Below are 16,184 nucleotides of genomic sequence, written 5' to 3'. Positions count from 1 at the left end.
ACGGGGATGCGCCGGGGCCGGCGCATCCCGCATGGCTCAGGCCATGGCAAAGAGCGGGTCATGGCGCACGGGGCGGAAGCTGCCGTGTTCGGCCAGCAGCACCTGCATCCCCCGCGTGGTCGCGGCCTCGACGCCTTCGGGCGGCACGATCATCGTCGTCCCCGTGCCGACAACCTGTCCGCCCTTCAGGATCGCCCGACCGCCGCCAAAGCTCATCACCGGCTGGCGTGCGGCCAGGTCGATCACCGTGACATCGGCATCGGCCCCGGGCGTGAAATGGCCCTTGCGCCCGGCCAGGCCCATCATCTGGGCCGGGGCCAGGGCGGTCTTTTGCACGAATTCGGCCAGGGTCAGGGCATTGAGATGCACCAGCGCCAGCCCGCGTTCACACAGGTCGTTGCGCGGCAGCCCGCCGCCATCGGTGGCCAGGGCGTCGATGGCAAAGCTCCCGTCGGGCCGCTTGAGCATGGCCAGGTTGGCGCTGGTCTCGGCCGGGTTGACGAAGAAGCTCATGCCGATGTTGGTCTCGGCCGCTTCCCAGGCGGCCAGCGCCTCGGCGCCGGTGGCCAGGAAGGTCACCCCGTCGCGATAGACATGGATATAGGCCCAGCCGGCCAGGATCGCCTCGGCCATGCCCGCGCGGGTGGCGTGGAACCCGCCGGCCTTGAGGTTGCGCTGGGTGGCCACGCTTTCGGGGATGCCGTTGGAACACTTGGCCGAATTGCCGTTGATCGGGGCCAGGTAGCTTTCGGACCAGATGTTGGGATAGCCGTTCAGCAGCTCGGCCGCGGCATAGGCCTCCTGGATCGCCGGGCCTTCGAAGCCGCGGGAATAGGAATTGACATGGGGCATCTGCAGCGGATGCCCGGCGGCCAGTTCGCAGGCCTGGGCCAGGCCCTTCATGTTCTGCGGCGTGTCCAGCGTGCCGGCGTGAAAGGCCACGTGGGCGCCTTCGCCGGCACAGAGTTCGATCACCCGGGCGGAGCCGGCCGGGGTCAGGGGGAAATGCCCGCCCAGCACCTTGAGCCCGACGGCCCCGGCCCGGCGGGCGGTGACCAGGGCATCCTGCAATTCGTCCATCTGCGGATCGGTGGTGTCGACGGTATGGCCGGGGCGGACATAGTCGATGCAGGCCAGGGTCAGCCCGGTGCCGGTGGTGGCGGCAATGTCCATCACGCTGTCGATCGGCCCGGCCATGTCGAGCGCCGTGGTCACGCCGGCCAGGGCCAGCATGTTGTGGCCCGCCGCGCCGCCCATCCAGCCCGAGACATGGACATGGGAATCGATCAGCCCGGGCAGGACGTGAAGGCCGGTGACATCCTCTTCGGCGGCGGCGGGGGCGGTGATCTGCGGGGCGACCTCGGCGATGCGGCCGCCGTCGAAGGCCACGTCATGGACACCGTCCAGGCCATTGACCGGGTCGACGACATGGCCGCCGCGCAGGATCAGATCGTAACTCATGGGGTTTCCTTCTGGTTCAGACCGACACCACGCGGCCCGGGGCCGTGCGGGTCAGCGGGCGCCCGGGGCGCTGGCCGGTCGGCTGGCCGTCGGACCAGACCGGGCGGCCGTTGACATAGACCCGGGCGATGCCGCGCGCCGGGCGGATGGGGGTGTCGAAGGTCGCGCCTTCGCGGATCTCGGCCGGGTCGAACAGCACCAGGTCGGCAAAGCCGCCCACGGCCAGCCGCCCGCGCCCGCCCAGCCCGAAACGGTCGGCGGGCATCGAGGTCATGCGCTGCACGGCCTCTTCCAGCGTGAACAGGCCCAGGTCGCGGGCATAGCGGCCCAGCACTCGGGGAAAGGTGCCCCAGACCCGGGGATGGGGATGGCTGCCGCCGGCAATGCCGTCGGAACAGATCATCGTCTGGCGATAGGCCAGGATGCGCTGAACATCCGTTTCATCCATGATGAAGAAGATCCCCGTGGCCGGCATCAGCCGGTCGACGGCGGCATCCAGGTCACAGCCCCACTCGGCGGCGATATCAGCCAGGTCGCGGCCGGCCATGTCGGGGAAGGGCGCGGATTCGGCAACGATGACCCGCGTGGCCTGGCGGTGCCGGCCCGAGTTCAGGACGGTCGACGAGGCGACCCAGGGCGTGGTGTCCAGCCCGACCGGATGGTCGCGGGCGAATTCCTCGATCATGGCCAGCGTGGTGACCGACAGCCCGTGATTGGCCAGGCCCGCGCATTTGTGGTGCGACACGTGCACGTCGCAACAGGCATCGCGCCCGACGGCAAAGGTCTCGTCGAGCGCCGCGATCACCCGGTCGCCCTCGTCGCGCATATGGGTCACGTAGATCGACCCGTGGCTTGCGGCGACCTCGGCCAGGGCGGCCAGCTCGGCGGTCGGCGCGGCGCGCGACGGGGCATAGAACGGGCCGGTCGACAGGCCGATGGCACCCTCGCGCAGGGCGCTGTCCAGCTGGCGGCACATGGCGTCGAGCTCGCCGGCCGTAGCCGGCCGGTCGAGATCGGCCATGGCATTGGCCCGCAGGGTGGAATGGCCGACCAGGCAGGCCGCATTGACCGCCGGCGGTCGGGCGGCCAGCCGGTCGTGATAGGCGCCGTAGCTGGGAAACCGGGGCAGGGCGTCCCCGATGATCATGCCCAGCTGCAAGGGCAGCGCGCCCTCGGTCGTGACCGGGGCGATGGAAAAGCCGCAATTGCCGTTGATCACCGTGGTCACGCCCTGGCTGACCATGAAGGGCATGTCGGGCTCGGTCAGCACGGCGGCATCGTGATGCACATGCGGATCGATGAAACCCGGGGCCAGCACCAGCCCGCGGCCGTCGATGCGCTCGGCCGCCTGCCAATGCGACAGCGGGCCGATGGCCGTGATGCGGTCGCCGGTCACCGCCAGGTCAGCGTCAAAGCGCGGCGCGCCGGTGCCGTCGATCAGCGCGGCCCCGTGAATGATCAGGTCAGCCTGCATGGCCCAGGTCCTTGTGCTGCGGTGCGATACGGTGCGGGAGACGGCTCAGTCGGGCATCGCCCGGCGATTGACCCAGCCGTCGCCGCACCAGCGGGCCAGCAGGTGCACGAAGATCACCGCGATCATCAGCGGCACGGCCACGGCCACCCAGACCGTCGAGAAGGGCAGCGCCTCGGCCATGGTTTTGGAATGGCGCAGCAGAAAGCCGCGCGCCGGGTTCAGCCCGGGGCCGAAGAAACAATAGACGAAGATCGGCACCAGGTAGATCAGCACCACGGCCGACCGGACGATCTCGGCCAGCACCTGCAGCCATTCGGGGCCGTTCTTGACCCCGTTCATCAGGGCGGGGTCAAAGCGGCGCTTGAACGCCATGCTTGCCCCGATCAGCCCCGCCCAGATCATCGAATAGCGGGCCAGCTCTTCGGTAAAGGGCGGGGGCTGCTGGAAGACGTAGCGCGCCACGACCTGCAGCAGAACGGTGGCCACGAGCACGATGATCGCGATCGAGGTGACCACGCTGGCCACCAGGTCAACCCCGCCGCTGATGCGCAGAACCACGGATTTCAACTTGCCGGTCATGGCGCTGTCTCCTTACTTGGACGCGGCCTTGGCGTCTTCCCACAGCTGGAACTGCTCGGGCGTCAGGGTCTCGCCCCAGAGCGGCTCGGCCACGGCGGCGATCTTCTCGCGCTCGCCCTCGGCCAGCGGGGTGATGGTCACGCCCAGCTCTTCCTGCTTGGCGCTGACGTTGACGGACCATTCGGCCAGCCAGGCGCGGTTGGCTTCGATCCCGGCTTCGATGGCCGTGTCGATCTGGGCCTTTTCCTCATCCGACAGCGATTGATACCAATCGTCCGAGATCACGATGGCCCGCGACGAGGGGAACAGGTCGGCCGGGGTGAAGTATTTCAGGAACGAGGTATGGCCGTTGCGGATGGCCGAGTTGGGCGGGTTGAAATAGCCGTCGGCCACGCCGGTCTGGATCGCGTTGGCGACCTCGGCCCAGGCGATGATCGTGCCGTTCGACCCCATCGCCTCGATCAGTTCAAGCTGCTCGGGGTTCAGCGCACGGAAACGCAGCTTGGTCACGTCGTCCATGGTCGAGATCGGCATCTTGGCATTGTGGAAGCCCATCGGCACGCCGATGTAGTTCAGCCCGACCAGCCGGATGCCGTTTTCCAGCAGCGGTTCGTTGAAGGCGGGCATCAGGTTGCCGGCCTCGATGGCGGCATCCATTTCCTTGTCGTTGGAAAAGTAGAAGGGCAGCGTCACACCCTTGAGCAGCGGCGACATGGCATAGGCGGTGGACGCCGCGGCGAGGTTGACCTCGAGCAGGCCCTGGGCCACCTGGTCCATGCGCTCCTTTTCCTTGCCCAGCGTTTCCGACGGATAGATCGCGACGGTGAAATCGGTGCCTTCGAGGGCATCGGCAAAGCCATGGGCAAAGCTGGCCTCGCCGCTGATGGCGGGATCGTCGGCCGAGTTCATGGCGATCTTGATTTCCGCCGCCTGGGCCGCCCCGGCCACAAGCGCCGCCAGGCCGAAGGCCGTGATGGGTCCGAAGAATTTCATGGTGTACCTCACTGTTGGTTATCGGTTCAGCGCAATCCCAGGGCAGTCGGGATCGCGAGGGAGATTTCGGGCACGAAGGTCAGCACGATCAGGATGCCGACCTCGACGAAGAAAAACGGCAGGGTGGCGCGGATCAGCTTCCAGTAATCCATGTCGACCACCGTCGAGAGGATCAGCAGCACCGCACCCAGCGGCGGCGACAGCAGGCCTGCGGTGATGTTGAAGCAGATCACGATGGCCAGGTGCACCGGGTCGATGCCCATCAGCAGGGCGGCGGGCACGAAGATCGGGGCGAACAGGGCCACCGCGGCCTTTACGTCCATGGCCATGCCGGCGCACAGGAAGATCACGTTGATCAGCATCAGGTAGCCGGTCGGGCCCAGGCCCCAGCTTTCGACCACGGCCTGGATCGCCTGGGGCCATTGCAGCAGGGCGGCGATGTAGGAAAAGGTCGAGATCGCGCAGAGCAGGATGAAGATGCCGCCCAGCATGACCCCCGTGCGGATCAGGCTTTCGCGCAGGTCGGCCAGGCCGATCCGGCCATAGGCCAGCCCGATCAGCAGTGCGGCCAGCACGGCCACGGCGGCGGCCTCGGCCGGGGTCATGAAGCCGAACAGCGTGCCGCCCAGGATGATCACCGGCAGCATCATCGCCGGCACGGCACGCACCAGCGAGGGCCAGAATTTCGGCAGGTCCATGTCCTTGCCGCCCGGATGATCGTCGCGATGGGCGTAATAGGCGTTCATGCCCATCAGCACGGCGGCCAGCAGCAGGCCGGGCAGAATGCCGGCGGCAAAAAGCGCGGTGACATTGGTTTCCATCAGCGCGCCGTAGAAGATCATGATCGACGAGGGCGGGATGATCGGCCCGATGATCGACGAGGCCCCGGTGATCGCCGCGGCGTAGTCGCGGGAATAGCCGCGCTTTTCCATTTCCGGCACCAGCGAATTGCCCAACGCCGCGGCATCCGCCGTGGCCGAGCCCGACACGCCGGCAAAGAAGACAGAGGTGGCCACGTTGACATGGCCCAGCCCGCCCTTGAGCCGGCCAAAGACCGACATGCAGAAATCGATCAGCGCGGCGGCCACGCCACCCCGGTTCATCAGGTCGCCGGCCAGGATGAACAGCGGCATGGCCAGGAAGGCAAAGCTGTCGAGCTGGCTGAACAGCCGTTGCGGCAGCACGGCGATGAACTGGGCCTTGTCGACGGAAACGAAGGTCAGGATCGCGGCCGAGCCGATCAGGTAGGCGATGGCGGAGCCGGCGACCAGGGCGACGGCAGTGAAGATCAGGATGAAAGAGGCAGGCACGCTTGGGTCCAGACAGTCGAAGATGTCCGGCAAGGCTGAGAAGATTTGACTTCGAAGAAAATAGAAAGTTTTTTATAATCCCATAGTATAAATCTATAGGTTGGTCCGGGCGGAGGCTGTGTGAAAGGCGTAACTCTTCAACGATTGCAGGTGTTTTGCGCCGTTTATGAAACCAGCTCGATCTCGGCCGCCGCGCGGCGGATGATGCTGTCGCAGCCCACGGTCAGCCGCCATTTGCTCGATTTCGAGGCAGCTCTCAAGCTGACCCTGTTCCTGCGCGACAAGGGCCGGCTGATTCCGACCGAGGCGGCGGATGCGATCTATGACAACAGCCGGTTCCTCGACGAGGGCATCACCCGGCTGCAGAACCGGGTGGCGGCGATCCGGCAGGGATCGGGCATGCGGCTGGCGATCATGAGCGTGACGCTGCTGGCTCCGCATTTCGTGCCCCGGGCCATCGCGCAGCTGTTGCAGGTCATGCCGGCGCTGGAGGTTTCGGTCAATTCGGGCACCTTTGCCCAGCAGCTGGCGCTGCTTCGCAACGGCCAGGCCGATATCGGGGTGGTGGCCGGTCGCGTGGCGGCCGACGACATCCAGGTCGAACGGCTGGGCCACGGCCGGATGGTGGCGCTGATCCCCGAGGACTGGCCACTGGCGCGGCAAGATCATGTCGAGCTGGCCGATCTGCGCGACCTGCCGACGATCCGGCTGACGGCGCGGGGGCCGATCGGGCGGGTGCTGTCGGACGCCCTGGCCGAACGCGGCCTGTCCTTCGACCGCCAGATCCTGGGCCATTCCCTCTTTCCCGCGCCGTTTCTCGGCGCGGCGCTGGACCGGGCGGTGATCATCGACGAATTCACCGCCCACAACCATCCGGTCACGGGCCTGCGCCAGTTGCCGCTGGAACCCGAACTGCGGTTCGACGTCTCGGCCATCTTCCGCGCCGAGACCGGGGCGTCGATCGCGGGCGACACCCTGATGCAGCACCTGCGCGTGCTGCTCGATGACTGGGCGGCGGGGCGGGGGCGAGGTTAGCGCAGCGGCGCGCAGGTCGGAGAGCGCCGCCCGCCCGGAAAACGATCCCTCCAAGTGATGAAAAAAGTCTCAAACCTTGTCCCGGCCCCCGGTCGCGTCGGGGCGGAGGCGGGCCAAGCGGTGTTTCAGCGGGTTGGCCGAAGATCCGCCAAAGTCTCCTCAACCATCTGAATTTATGCGTTTAATTCCCCTCTTTTCCCGCCCGCCGATCCCCGTTCATCGCCCTTTTCCTCAGCTCTACCATGGTTTTTTCTACTTTCCCCTCGTCCCGCCGGCCCGCAGGTGTGACGGGCAATTGAACGTCGGATCAGCCGGCCCGCAGCCTGGGCGCAGCCCTGCGCCAGGCGGAATTCGGACCTGCCGGACGGTGTGATCGAAACCGAGGAAGTGAAAATGACAGTCGAAAAAACCGACACGCTTGTCGTGGGCGCAGGTCAGTCGGGGATCGCGATGAGCGAGCATCTGAGCGACATGGGCGTCCCCCATATCGTTCTCGAACGCAACCGCGTGGCCGAAGCCTGGCGGACCCAGCGCTGGGATTCGCTGGTGGCCAACGGGCCGGCCTGGCACGACCGCTTCCCGAACCTGGAATTCGAAGATGTCGACCCCGATGTCTTTCCGCCCAAGGACCGGATGGCGCGCTACTTCGAAGATTATGCCACCATGATCAAGGCGCCGGTGCGCACCGGGGTCGAGGTCAAGAGCGTGCGCCGTTGCGAAGGCCGGCCGGGCTTCATCGTGACCACCTCGGAAGGCCAGATCGAGGCGCTGCGTGTGGTTGCGGCCACGGGGCCGTTCCAGGTGCCGTCCTTCCCGCAGATCGTGCCCGAGGATGCGGGCATCAAGCAGATCCATTCGCTGCATTACAAGAACCCCGGCCAGATGGCCGATGGCGCCGTGCTGGTTGTCGGCGGCGGGGCCTCGGGCTGCCAGATCGCCGAAGAGCTGCGCCTGTCGGGCCGCGAGGTCTACCTGTCGATCGGCGAGCATTACCGCCCTCCGCGCTCCTATCGCAACCGCGACTATGTCTGGTGGCTGGGCGTGCTGGGCAAGTGGGACGAGATCAAGACCAAGCCCAAGAAGAAACACGTGGCCTTTGCCGTCAGCGGCTATGACGGGGGCCGCACGGTCGATTTCCGCCGGCTGGGCCACCTGGGCGTGACGGTCATGGGCCTGACCGAAGGCTATGACAACGGCGTGCTGCGCCTGGCCGACGACCTGAAGGCCAACATCCTGGAAGGCGACCGGGCCTACCTGGAAGTGCTGAAGGAAGCCGACGAATATGTCGAGCGCAACGGCATCGACCTGCCGGCCGAGCCCGAAGCCTGGGAGATCGAGGCCGATCCGGAATGCATCAGCAACCCGATCCTGGAACTCGACCTGGAAAAGGCCGGGGTCAAGACGATCATCTGGGCCACCGGGTTCAAGTTCGATTTCAGCTGGCTGCAGGTGGATGCTTTCCACGAGGACGGCATGCCCTTCCACAAGCGCGGCATTTCGGCCGAGCAGGGGATCTATTTCCTCGGCCTGCCCGAGCTGACCAACCGGGCGTCGTCGTTCATCTACGGCACCTGGTATGATGCCAAGTACATCGCCACGCATATCGGCGTGCAGCGCAACTACGTGGCCTACGAAAAGGACTGAGGCGCCTTTTGCCGCCCGGGCCGACTGGCCCGGCGGCAGGGGCGGCGGGTTCGTGATCCAATGCGGGCCTGATGGCCGGCATCGGGTGAGGGGTCAGGTGGCCGGCATCGGGTGCAGGCCGATTGGCCTGACACCGCCACGGGCCGGCACGTCCGACCAAGACCCCGGGCCAACGAGGCCGACCAACACAGTGGGCCGATGGCTCGCCCAAGACCGCGGGCCCATGGCCCGACCCCCACAGCAGGCCACCCGGCCTGACAACCACAGCGGGCCGGAAGGCCCGACCAGGACCCCGGGCGCAGGGACGCGCCGCCCGGGGGCGCATCTCACCAAGCCGTCCCGCAACTCTCCGGCGCCGCGACCCGCCCCCAGAAAGGACCGCCCCATGAAGACCGTCATGTTCCTCAACGGCCCGAATGCCAATCTCTACGGGCTCGACCCCTCGGGCACCTACGGCACCGACAGCTTCCCCCAGATCGAAGCCGCCTGCATGGCCCGCGCGGCCGAGCTGGGCTTCAAGCTGGAATTCCGCCAGTCGAACCACGAAGGCGTGCTGATCGACTGGATCCAGGAAGCCCGGCAAAGCTGCGACGGTCTGCTGATCAACGCGGCGGGGCTGACCTATACCTCGGTGGCCATCCTCGATGCGCTGCTGGCCTTCCCGGGGCCGATCCTGGAATGCCACATGAGCAACATCTGGAAGCGCGAGCCCTTCCGCCACCATTCCTATATCTCCAAGGCCGCGACCGGCGTGATCGCCGGGCTGGGCGTGCGGGGCTACCTGCTGGGCCTGGCCGCCATGAACGACCTGATCGCCGAGGCTGACACCGGGGCAGGGGCATGACCGACACGCTGGTCTTCTACAGCGGGCCGGACCCGTTCGACGCCTGGCGCGATGCCCTGGCCCCGCACCTGGACGGGCATGTGCGCATCGAGAATGCCGATGCGGTCAGCGATCCCGACACCGTGCGCTTTGCCCTGGTCTGGATGCCGCCCGAAGGGTTCTTCGACCGGTTTCCCAACCTTGAACTGGTGATCAACCTCGGCGCCGGCGTCGACCGGCTGGTGGCGCGGGGCGATCTGCCCGACGTGCCGATCACCCGGCTGTCGGACCCCGAGATGGGCCGCATGATGGCCAGCTTCGTGCTCTTTGCCGTGCTGCGCCATGCCCGCGAGATCCCGCATTTCGAAGCGGCCCAGGCCCGGCGCGAATGGGCCTATCGTCATCCCCGCGCGGCCACCGACATCACCGTCGCCGTTCTGGGCCTGGGCGAGCTGGGCGCGCTGGCCGCGACCGAGATCGCCCGGCAGGGCTTCCGCACCCATGGCTGGGCCACCCGCCCGCGCGAGCTGGACGGGGTGACGGTGCATTGCGGCGATGACGCGCTGCCCGGCGTGCTGGCCGAGGCCGATGTCGTGGTCTGCATGCTGCCGCTGACCCCCGGCACCCGGGAGCGGCTGGATGCAGAGGTCTTCGCGGCGATGAAACCGGGGGCGGCTTTCGTCAATGTCTCGCGCGGCGAGGTTGTCGACGAAGCGGCGCTGGTCGCCGCGCTGCAATCGGGTCACCTGTCGGGCGCGACACTGGATGTCTTTGCCGCCGAACCGCTTGCCCCCGATCACCCGCTGTGGTCCTTGCCCGGCGTGCTGATCACCCCGCACCTGGCCTCGGTCGCCCTGCCCAAGAGCGCCGCGCCGCAGATTGCGGCCAACATCCGGGCCGTGCAGACGGGGGGTGACGTGGTCAACCAGGTGTCGCGGGTGCGCGGTTATTAGGCACTTGCACCGCAGCTTTCGCGGCGCCCCGGAAGGCGATTCCAGGGTGCCGTGAAAAGGCATTTGTTTTCAGTGTGTTATGATCTGGAACGGAAATGCCTAAGTAGCGAGTTGATTTTTGCAATTACTCCCCGAAGTCCCGGACGGGCAACTTCCGGACACGCCCTGCACGGGCCAAAGGATTGGAGACGACAGTGATGCGATGCGGGCCAGGCGGCAGACGATCACCGCCCAGCGGACCCTGAGCCGGGTCGGGATGCGGGGCCATGCCCCGCGGCCAGGACACCGGCCGAGCCTGACGGGCCGCCCGTCGCGTCATGTCGGATTCACCCGACAAGAGAAACTTGCAACCAATAGGACAACCTGCATGAAAAAACTGCTTCTGACCGCCACGGCGCTTGGCCTGCTTGCGCCGGCCGCCTTCGCCGAGACCCTTGTCGTCAGCAGCTGGGGTGGCAGCTTCCGCGACCTGATCGCCGACACCATCGCCAAGAAATTCACCGAGGAAACCGGTGTCGAGGTCGAATTCATCACCGGCGGCACGATCGACCGGCTGAACCAGGCCAAGCTGAGCAAGGACAACCCCGAAAGCGACGTGACCTTCACCACCTCGCATATCGGCTGGCTCTACAACAACGACGGGCTGTTCGAGGAACTCGACATGTCCCGCATCCCCAATGCCGAGAACCTGGTCGAGCAGGCCAAGATCAGCCCCTCGCACATCGGTGCCTGGGCCTATGTCTACACCATCGGCTACATGCCCGAGCTGCTGCCCGAAGGCATCACCTTCGACAGCTGGGAAGACCTGTGGTCGCCGGAACTGGAAGGCATGATCGCCGCCCCCGATTTCGACCCGTCGCACACGATCGCCGTGGCGTCCAAGCTGGAAGGCGTGGACATCGAGAACTGGCAGGACGCGACCGACAAGCTGCTGGCGCTCAAGCCGAACTTCAAGGCGTTCTACACCAACGACGCCAATTCCCAGCAGCTGCTGGCCACCGGTGAAACCGCCGTGCAGGTCATGCTGTCGATGAACGCCTACCACATGCAGTCCGAAGGGCTGGACGTGCAGCTGGCCATCCCCGCCGAAGGCGGCGTGCTGGGTGTCGATACCATGGGCATCACCGCGGGCACCGACAAGATCGACCTGGCCTACCAGTTCATCAACGCCGCGCTCGACCCCGAGGTCCAGGCCCAGATCGCCCAGATCAAGAAGGGCAGCCCGGTGGTGTCGAATGTCGAACTGCCCGAAGAGCTGGCCTCGCTGCCGGGCATCTTCACCACGCCGGAGCAATGGGAAACCCAGACCCTGATCATCCCGCACGAGCTGCGTGCCGAGAAGACCGCCGAATGGCGTCAGTGGTTCTCGGAAAACATGATCGCCGGCAACTGAGCCCCGAACGTCCCGGCGGCCGCGCCGCCGGGACACCCCCATAAGGACTGCATCTCTCTCCCATGTCGAAGCGCCCTTTCCTTGGCTGGTTTGCCTCGCCGTCGATCCTGATCGCTTTCGGCATCGCGGCTTCGTTCCTGGCCATCGTGCAATACAGCCTGCGCGCCCATGTGCCCGGATCGCTCGATCCCGGCGGCTTTACGCTCGATAACTTCACCACCCTGTGGAAGGCGGTCTATGGCCAGGCCTTCCTGAACACCGTCCTGCTGTGTTTCTGGACCGCGCTGTTCACCCTGCTGGTCGGCTATCCGCTGGCCTATGCCATGGTGCGCGCGAAATCCTCCGCCCTGCGCAGCGCGCTGCTGCTGACCTCGCTGACCCCGATGTTCCTGGGCGAGATCGTGCGGACCTATTCCTGGATGATCGTCCTGGGCAATCGCGGCTTCGTCAATTCGATGCTGCGGAACTGGGGCCTGATCGACACGCCGATCGACTTCATGTTCACCATGACCGGCGTGGTCATCGCGCTGGTGCATTTCACCCTGCCGATCGTCGTGGTCATGCTGGCCGCCGCGCTGTCGCATATCGACCGCAACCTCGAACGCGCCGCCACGTCGCTGGGCGCCGGGCGGGTGCGGGTGTTCCTGACGGTCACCCTGCCGCTGTCGATCCCGGGCATCGTTGCCGCGACCTCGACGGCCTTTGCCTGGACCTTCTCGGCCTTTGCCACGCCCCAGATGATCGGCGGCGGCCAGGTCCAGACCATTTCCACGCTGGTCTACCAGGTCGGCTTTGCCTCGTTCAATTTCCCGCTGGCCGCGTCGCTGTCGCTGGTCGGGCTGCTGTTCACCATTGCCGTGCTGGCCATCTTCAACACCGGAATCCGCCGGCTGGAACGGATCGGAGCGCATTGACCATGAAGAAATCCCTTCTCGACCACCTGCTCGACTGGTCCGGCCGGATCCTGCTGGTGCTGATCGTGGGCTTTGTCCTGCTGCCCTTCGTCGTCGTGGCCATTGCCTCGTTCAACGATGGCGCTTTCCTGTCCTTCCCGCCCAAGGCCTGGTCCTTCCGCTGGTATGTCAACGCCTTCGAATACGGTGATTTCGGCGCCGGCCTGGTCAATTCGCTCAAGATCGCGGCCATCGGGGCAACCATTGCCCTGGTCGCCGGATCGGGCTTTGCCTATGTGCTCGACCGTTACGATTTCCGGCTGAAAGGGCTGCTGAACGGCGTGCTGATGTCGCCGCTGATCATCCCCAACTTCACCATCGGTCTCGGCCTGCTGATCCTGTCGGCCGCCGCCGCGCTGCCCCGGTCGATCTGGCTGGTCGTTGCGGTCCATGTCATCATCGTGCTGCCCTTCGTGGCCCGGTCGGTCTATGTCTCGCTGAAGAATTTCGAACGGCGCTACGAACAGGCCGCGGAATCCCTGGGCGCCTCGCCGCTGCACGTCCTGCTGACCATCACCCTGCCGCTGCTGCTGCCGGGGCTGGTCTCGGGCGGGCTCTTTGCCGCGATCCTGTCGTTCAACGAGTTCACCGCATCGCTCTTCGTGGTCAACCAGAGCACCCAGACCCTGCCGGTCGCGATGTACAATTACGTCCGCGAATATGCCGATCCGACGCTGGCCGCCGTGTCCGTCCTCTATGTCCTGGTCGTGGCCATCGCGCTGCTGATCGTCCACAAACTCTACCGCCTCGAAAAGGTCCTAAATGTCGAGTGAGCCCCTCTCCAACACGCCGTCCGAGAGCAGGGAATACCCTGCCGTCCAGATCGACGGTGTCAGCAAGTCCTTCTCCGGCACCGTTGCCCTCGAACCGGTCTGGCTCAAGATCCGCCGGGGCGAGTTCCTGACCCTGCTGGGGCCGTCGGGCTGCGGCAAGACCACGCTTCTGAACCTGATCGCCGGCTTCCTCGAAGCCGACGAGGGCGAGCTGTTCATCAACCGCGACCTGGTCACCCAGGTGCCCCCGCACAAGCGCGAGATCGGCATCGTGTTCCAGAACTACGCGCTGTTCCCGCACATGAGCGTGGCGCAGAACGTGGCCTATGGCCTGCGCACCCGCAAGGTGTCCAAGGCCGAGACCGAAGAGCGCGTCCGCGAGGCGCTGGCGCTGGTCAAGCTCGAGGATTTCGCCGACCGCAAGCCCAAGCAGCTGTCCGGCGGCCAGCAACAGCGCGTGGCCCTGGCCCGGGCGCTGGTGATCCGGCCCCGCGTGCTGCTGCTCGACGAGCCGTTCTCGGCGCTGGACCGCAACCTGCGCACGGCCATGCAGGTCGAGCTGAAGGAAATCCAGTCGCGGCTGGGCCTGACCACGGTCTTCGTGACCCATGACCAGGGCGAGGCGCTGTCGATGTCCGACCGCATCGCCGTGATGTCGCGCGGGCGCATCCGCCAGATCGGCTCGCCGTCCGAGATCTATGACACGCCGCAGAACCAGTTCGTCTCGACCTTCGTGGGCGATGCCAACCTCTTTGCCGCCCGCCTGGTCGACAGCGGCGACGATGGCGTGACGCTGGATATCGAAGGCACCGGGCTGCATGTCTCGACCTTCCAGGAGGCGCTGCCCGAGGCCGGGCCGGTCACGCTGTTCGTGCGGCCCGAGCAATGCCGCCTGACCGAGGCCGGCGCGCCGGGAGCGATCCCGGCCAGCGTGGCGCTGTCGGTCTACCAGGGCAGCCATGCCGAGCTGCATCTCGATTGCCCCTCGGCCGAAGGCGGCCGGGTCATGCTGCGCGTGCCCGCCGGCGAGGCGCTGGCCGCGGGCACGCCCGTGGGCATCGCGCTGCCCGATCGCGGCCCGGCGGTCTATGCACGCGAGGCCGGGGCATGAGCGGGGTGAGCGAGATGCAGGCCGTCATCGCCCGCACACCCGGTGGCCCCGAGGTTCTGACCACCGTGTCCCGTCCCGTGCCCCGGCCCGGCCCGGGCGAGGTGCTGATCGCCGTGGCCGCGGCCGGGGTCAACCGGCCCGACGTCATGCAACGGTCCGGCGCGCTGCCGGCCCCGCCCGACGTGTCGGACATCCTGGGCCTGGAAGTGGCCGGCGAGGTGCTGGCCACCGGCGCGGAGGTGACCGGCTGGCAGCCCGGCGACCGGGTGATGGCGCTGGTCAAGGCGGGGGGCTATGCCGAACAGGTCGTGGCGCGGGCCGATCAATGCCTGCCGGTGCCCGAGGGGCTGAGCCTGCAGGAAGCCGCCGTGCTGCCCGAGGGGCTGTTCACGATCTGGCACAACCTCTTTGAACGCGGCGCGCTGAAACCCGGGGAACGGGTGCTGATCCAGGGCGGCGCCAGCGGCATCGGCACGCTGGCCCTGCAACTGGCCCTGGCCTGGGGCGCCGAGGTCATCGTGACCGCCGGCGGCCCAGAGAAATGCGCCCGGCTCGAAGAGATGGGCGCCCGTGCCATCGATTACCGCAGCGCCGACCTGGCCGACCTGGCCGCCGAGGTCCTGCGCCTGACCGACGGGCAGGGCGTGGACGTGGTGATCGACATCCTGGGCGGCGATGCCGTCAATGCCCACCTGGCCTGCATGGCCCCAGGCGGGCGGCACATCGGCCTGTCCTTCATGACGGGCATGGTTGCGCCGGTCGACCTGGGCCTGGTCATGCGCAAGGGCCTGTGGCTCAGCTCGTCCACCCTGCGGCCCAAGAGCGATGCGGAAAAGGCCTCCATTGCCGCGGGGTTGCGCGCGGCGCTGCTGCCGCTGGTCGGCCCGGGCAAGGTGCGCCCGGTGCTGTCGGCCGTGCTGCCCCTGGCCGAGGCGGCCCGGGCCCATGCGCTGCTCGAAGGCGGGGCCAATTTCGGCAAGATCGCCCTGGCGCCCGGCCTGCCGGCAGATGATGCCGACGCGGCCGGTGCGACGGAGGCGGCGCAATGACGATCCAGCTGTATTGGGGCTCTGCCTCGCCCTTCGTGCGCAAGGTCATGGCCGTGGCCCACGAACGCGGCCTGGCCGACCAGATCGAGATCCTCGACAGCGCCGCCCATCCGGTGGAGCGCGACAAGCGCATCCAGGCCTTCAACCCGCTGGCCAAGGTGCCGGCGGCGCGAGCCGGGGATGGCACCGTGCTCTATGACAGCCGGGTGATCTGCGAATATCTCGATGACCTGGCCGGCGACGGGCAGGGCCGGGTGTTTCCGCCCGCCGGCCCGGCGCGCTGGACGGCCCTGCGCCGCCAGGCCCTGGCCGACGGGCTGCTCGATGCCGCGCTGCTGGTGCGCTACGAGGCGCTGGCCCGGCCGGGCGATTACCAATGGCCGCTCTGGACGGAACGCCAGCTGGACAAGGTGGCCGATGCGCTCGATGCCATGGCCGCCGACCTGCCCGGGCCGGAATGCCACGACATCGGGGCCATCGCCTATGGCTGCGCGCTCGGCTGGCTGGATTTCCGCTTTGGGGATCTCGACTGGCGCCAGGGCCGCCCGGCGCTGGCCGAATGGCAGGCCGGGTTCGACACCCGCCCGGCCATGATCGCCACCCGACCCACGGCCTGACCGGCCATACCGACAT

The 16,184-nt window shown here is 67.2% G+C and carries 15 protein-coding genes; 10 read left to right on the top strand and 5 right to left on the bottom strand.

Translation table 11 applies throughout. The features are described from left to right. Window positions 1-36 precede the first annotated feature (36 nt). Genes ACK3BB_RS16905 through ACK3BB_RS16885 form a run of 5 tightly spaced genes read right to left on the bottom strand, consistent with a single transcriptional unit; the run spans window position 37 to window position 5,817 of the window. Window positions 37-1,461, bottom strand: a complete 1,425-nt coding sequence (locus ACK3BB_RS16905; RefSeq protein ID WP_428925811.1) for an amidohydrolase family protein — start codon at window positions 1,459-1,461, stop codon at window positions 37-39. Between the two features lie 16 nt (window positions 1,462-1,477). Beyond that, window positions 1,478-2,935 (bottom strand): N-acyl-D-amino-acid deacylase family protein, encoded by a 1,458-nt coding sequence (locus tag ACK3BB_RS16900; RefSeq protein ID WP_428925810.1) that lies wholly within the window; start codon window positions 2,933-2,935, stop codon window positions 1,478-1,480. Window positions 2,936-2,980: 45 nt separating this feature from the next. Next, window positions 2,981-3,514 carry a TRAP transporter small permease gene (locus ACK3BB_RS16895; RefSeq protein ID WP_428925809.1) on the bottom strand — a complete coding sequence of 178 codons (534 nt, stop codon included), beginning with the start codon at window positions 3,512-3,514 and terminating at the stop codon, window positions 2,981-2,983. Window positions 3,515-3,526: 12 nt separating this feature from the next. Continuing rightward, the gene (locus ACK3BB_RS16890; RefSeq protein WP_428925808.1) at window positions 3,527-4,507 is read right to left on the bottom strand and encodes a TRAP transporter substrate-binding protein; all 981 of its coding nucleotides are present in this window, start codon (window positions 4,505-4,507) and stop codon (window positions 3,527-3,529) included. Between the two features lie 26 nt (window positions 4,508-4,533). Next, window positions 4,534-5,817 carry a TRAP transporter large permease gene (locus ACK3BB_RS16885; RefSeq protein ID WP_428925807.1) on the bottom strand — a complete coding sequence of 428 codons (1,284 nt, stop codon included), beginning with the start codon at window positions 5,815-5,817 and terminating at the stop codon, window positions 4,534-4,536. Window positions 5,818-5,937: 120 nt separating this feature from the next. On the opposite strand from ACK3BB_RS16885, the gene ACK3BB_RS16880 reads away from it, so the two are divergent. The 10 genes from ACK3BB_RS16880 (at window position 5,938) to ACK3BB_RS16835 (ending at window position 16,168) form a co-directional block, all read left to right on the top strand. Beyond that, complete coding sequence (locus tag ACK3BB_RS16880; RefSeq protein ID WP_428925806.1) at window positions 5,938-6,852, top strand: LysR family transcriptional regulator; 915 nt, start codon at window positions 5,938-5,940, stop codon at window positions 6,850-6,852. A gap of 393 nt (window positions 6,853-7,245) precedes the next feature. Next, a complete protein-coding gene (locus ACK3BB_RS16875; protein ID WP_428925805.1) occupies window positions 7,246-8,496 on the top strand; it encodes a flavin-containing monooxygenase in 1,251 nt (416 codons plus the stop codon). Between the two features lie 385 nt (window positions 8,497-8,881). Beyond that, complete coding sequence (locus tag ACK3BB_RS16870; RefSeq protein WP_428925804.1) at window positions 8,882-9,340, top strand: type II 3-dehydroquinate dehydratase; 459 nt, start codon at window positions 8,882-8,884, stop codon at window positions 9,338-9,340. Further along, entirely contained in the window at window positions 9,337-10,272 is a 936-nt protein-coding gene (locus tag ACK3BB_RS16865; protein ID WP_428925803.1) for a 2-hydroxyacid dehydrogenase, read from the top strand. The genes ACK3BB_RS16870 and ACK3BB_RS16865 overlap by 4 nt, the downstream gene beginning before the upstream one ends. A gap of 367 nt (window positions 10,273-10,639) precedes the next feature. Further along, the gene (locus ACK3BB_RS16860; protein WP_428925802.1) at window positions 10,640-11,665 is read left to right on the top strand and encodes an ABC transporter substrate-binding protein; all 1,026 of its coding nucleotides are present in this window, start codon (window positions 10,640-10,642) and stop codon (window positions 11,663-11,665) included. Window positions 11,666-11,727: 62 nt separating this feature from the next. Further along, entirely contained in the window at window positions 11,728-12,579 is an 852-nt protein-coding gene (locus ACK3BB_RS16855) for an ABC transporter permease (RefSeq protein ID WP_428925801.1), read from the top strand. Between the two features lie 2 nt (window positions 12,580-12,581). Further along, window positions 12,582-13,391 carry an ABC transporter permease gene (locus ACK3BB_RS16850; protein WP_428925800.1) on the top strand — a complete coding sequence of 270 codons (810 nt, stop codon included), beginning with the start codon at window positions 12,582-12,584 and terminating at the stop codon, window positions 13,389-13,391. Then, window positions 13,381-14,502, top strand: a complete 1,122-nt coding sequence (locus ACK3BB_RS16845) for an ABC transporter ATP-binding protein (RefSeq protein ID WP_428925799.1) — start codon at window positions 13,381-13,383, stop codon at window positions 14,500-14,502. Before ACK3BB_RS16850 ends, ACK3BB_RS16845 begins: the two co-directional genes overlap by 11 nt. Continuing rightward, on the top strand, window positions 14,499-15,551 hold the full coding sequence (locus ACK3BB_RS16840; RefSeq protein ID WP_428925798.1) for an NAD(P)H-quinone oxidoreductase: 1,053 nt from the start codon (window positions 14,499-14,501) through the stop codon (window positions 15,549-15,551). The genes ACK3BB_RS16845 and ACK3BB_RS16840 overlap by 4 nt, the downstream gene beginning before the upstream one ends. Next, a complete protein-coding gene (locus ACK3BB_RS16835; RefSeq protein ID WP_428925797.1) occupies window positions 15,548-16,168 on the top strand; it encodes a glutathione S-transferase family protein in 621 nt (206 codons plus the stop codon). The genes ACK3BB_RS16840 and ACK3BB_RS16835 overlap by 4 nt, the downstream gene beginning before the upstream one ends. Window positions 16,169-16,184 lie beyond the last annotated feature (16 nt).

Source organism: Marinibacterium sp. SX1, assembly GCF_050389775.1.
Taxonomy (GTDB): Bacteria; Pseudomonadota; Alphaproteobacteria; order Rhodobacterales; family Rhodobacteraceae; genus Marinibacterium.
This window is presented reverse-complemented; position numbering and strand designations above follow the sequence as displayed.

Bases quoted from the DNA above. Each gene is read 5' to 3' on its own strand.
- ACK3BB_RS16900 (WP_428925810.1), bottom strand. From the start codon at position 2,935: ATGCAGGCTGACCTGATCATTCACGGGGCCGCGCTGATCGACGGCACC.
- ACK3BB_RS16845 (WP_428925799.1), top strand. From the start codon at position 13,381: ATGTCGAGTGAGCCCCTCTCCAACACGCCGTCCGAGAGCAGGGAATAC.
- ACK3BB_RS16865 (WP_428925803.1), top strand. From the start codon at position 9,337: ATGACCGACACGCTGGTCTTCTACAGCGGGCCGGACCCGTTCGACGCC.
- ACK3BB_RS16870 (WP_428925804.1), top strand. From the start codon at position 8,882: ATGAAGACCGTCATGTTCCTCAACGGCCCGAATGCCAATCTCTACGGG.
- ACK3BB_RS16890 (WP_428925808.1), bottom strand. From the start codon at position 4,507: ATGAAATTCTTCGGACCCATCACGGCCTTCGGCCTGGCGGCGCTTGTG.
- ACK3BB_RS16905 (WP_428925811.1), bottom strand. From the start codon at position 1,461: ATGAGTTACGATCTGATCCTGCGCGGCGGCCATGTCGTCGACCCGGTC.
- ACK3BB_RS16840 (WP_428925798.1), top strand. From the start codon at position 14,499: ATGAGCGGGGTGAGCGAGATGCAGGCCGTCATCGCCCGCACACCCGGT.
- ACK3BB_RS16850 (WP_428925800.1), top strand. From the start codon at position 12,582: ATGAAGAAATCCCTTCTCGACCACCTGCTCGACTGGTCCGGCCGGATC.
- ACK3BB_RS16895 (WP_428925809.1), bottom strand. From the start codon at position 3,514: ATGACCGGCAAGTTGAAATCCGTGGTTCTGCGCATCAGCGGCGGGGTT.
- ACK3BB_RS16855 (WP_428925801.1), top strand. From the start codon at position 11,728: ATGTCGAAGCGCCCTTTCCTTGGCTGGTTTGCCTCGCCGTCGATCCTG.
- ACK3BB_RS16860 (WP_428925802.1), top strand. From the start codon at position 10,640: ATGAAAAAACTGCTTCTGACCGCCACGGCGCTTGGCCTGCTTGCGCCG.
- ACK3BB_RS16875 (WP_428925805.1), top strand. From the start codon at position 7,246: ATGACAGTCGAAAAAACCGACACGCTTGTCGTGGGCGCAGGTCAGTCG.
- ACK3BB_RS16835 (WP_428925797.1), top strand. From the start codon at position 15,548: ATGACGATCCAGCTGTATTGGGGCTCTGCCTCGCCCTTCGTGCGCAAG.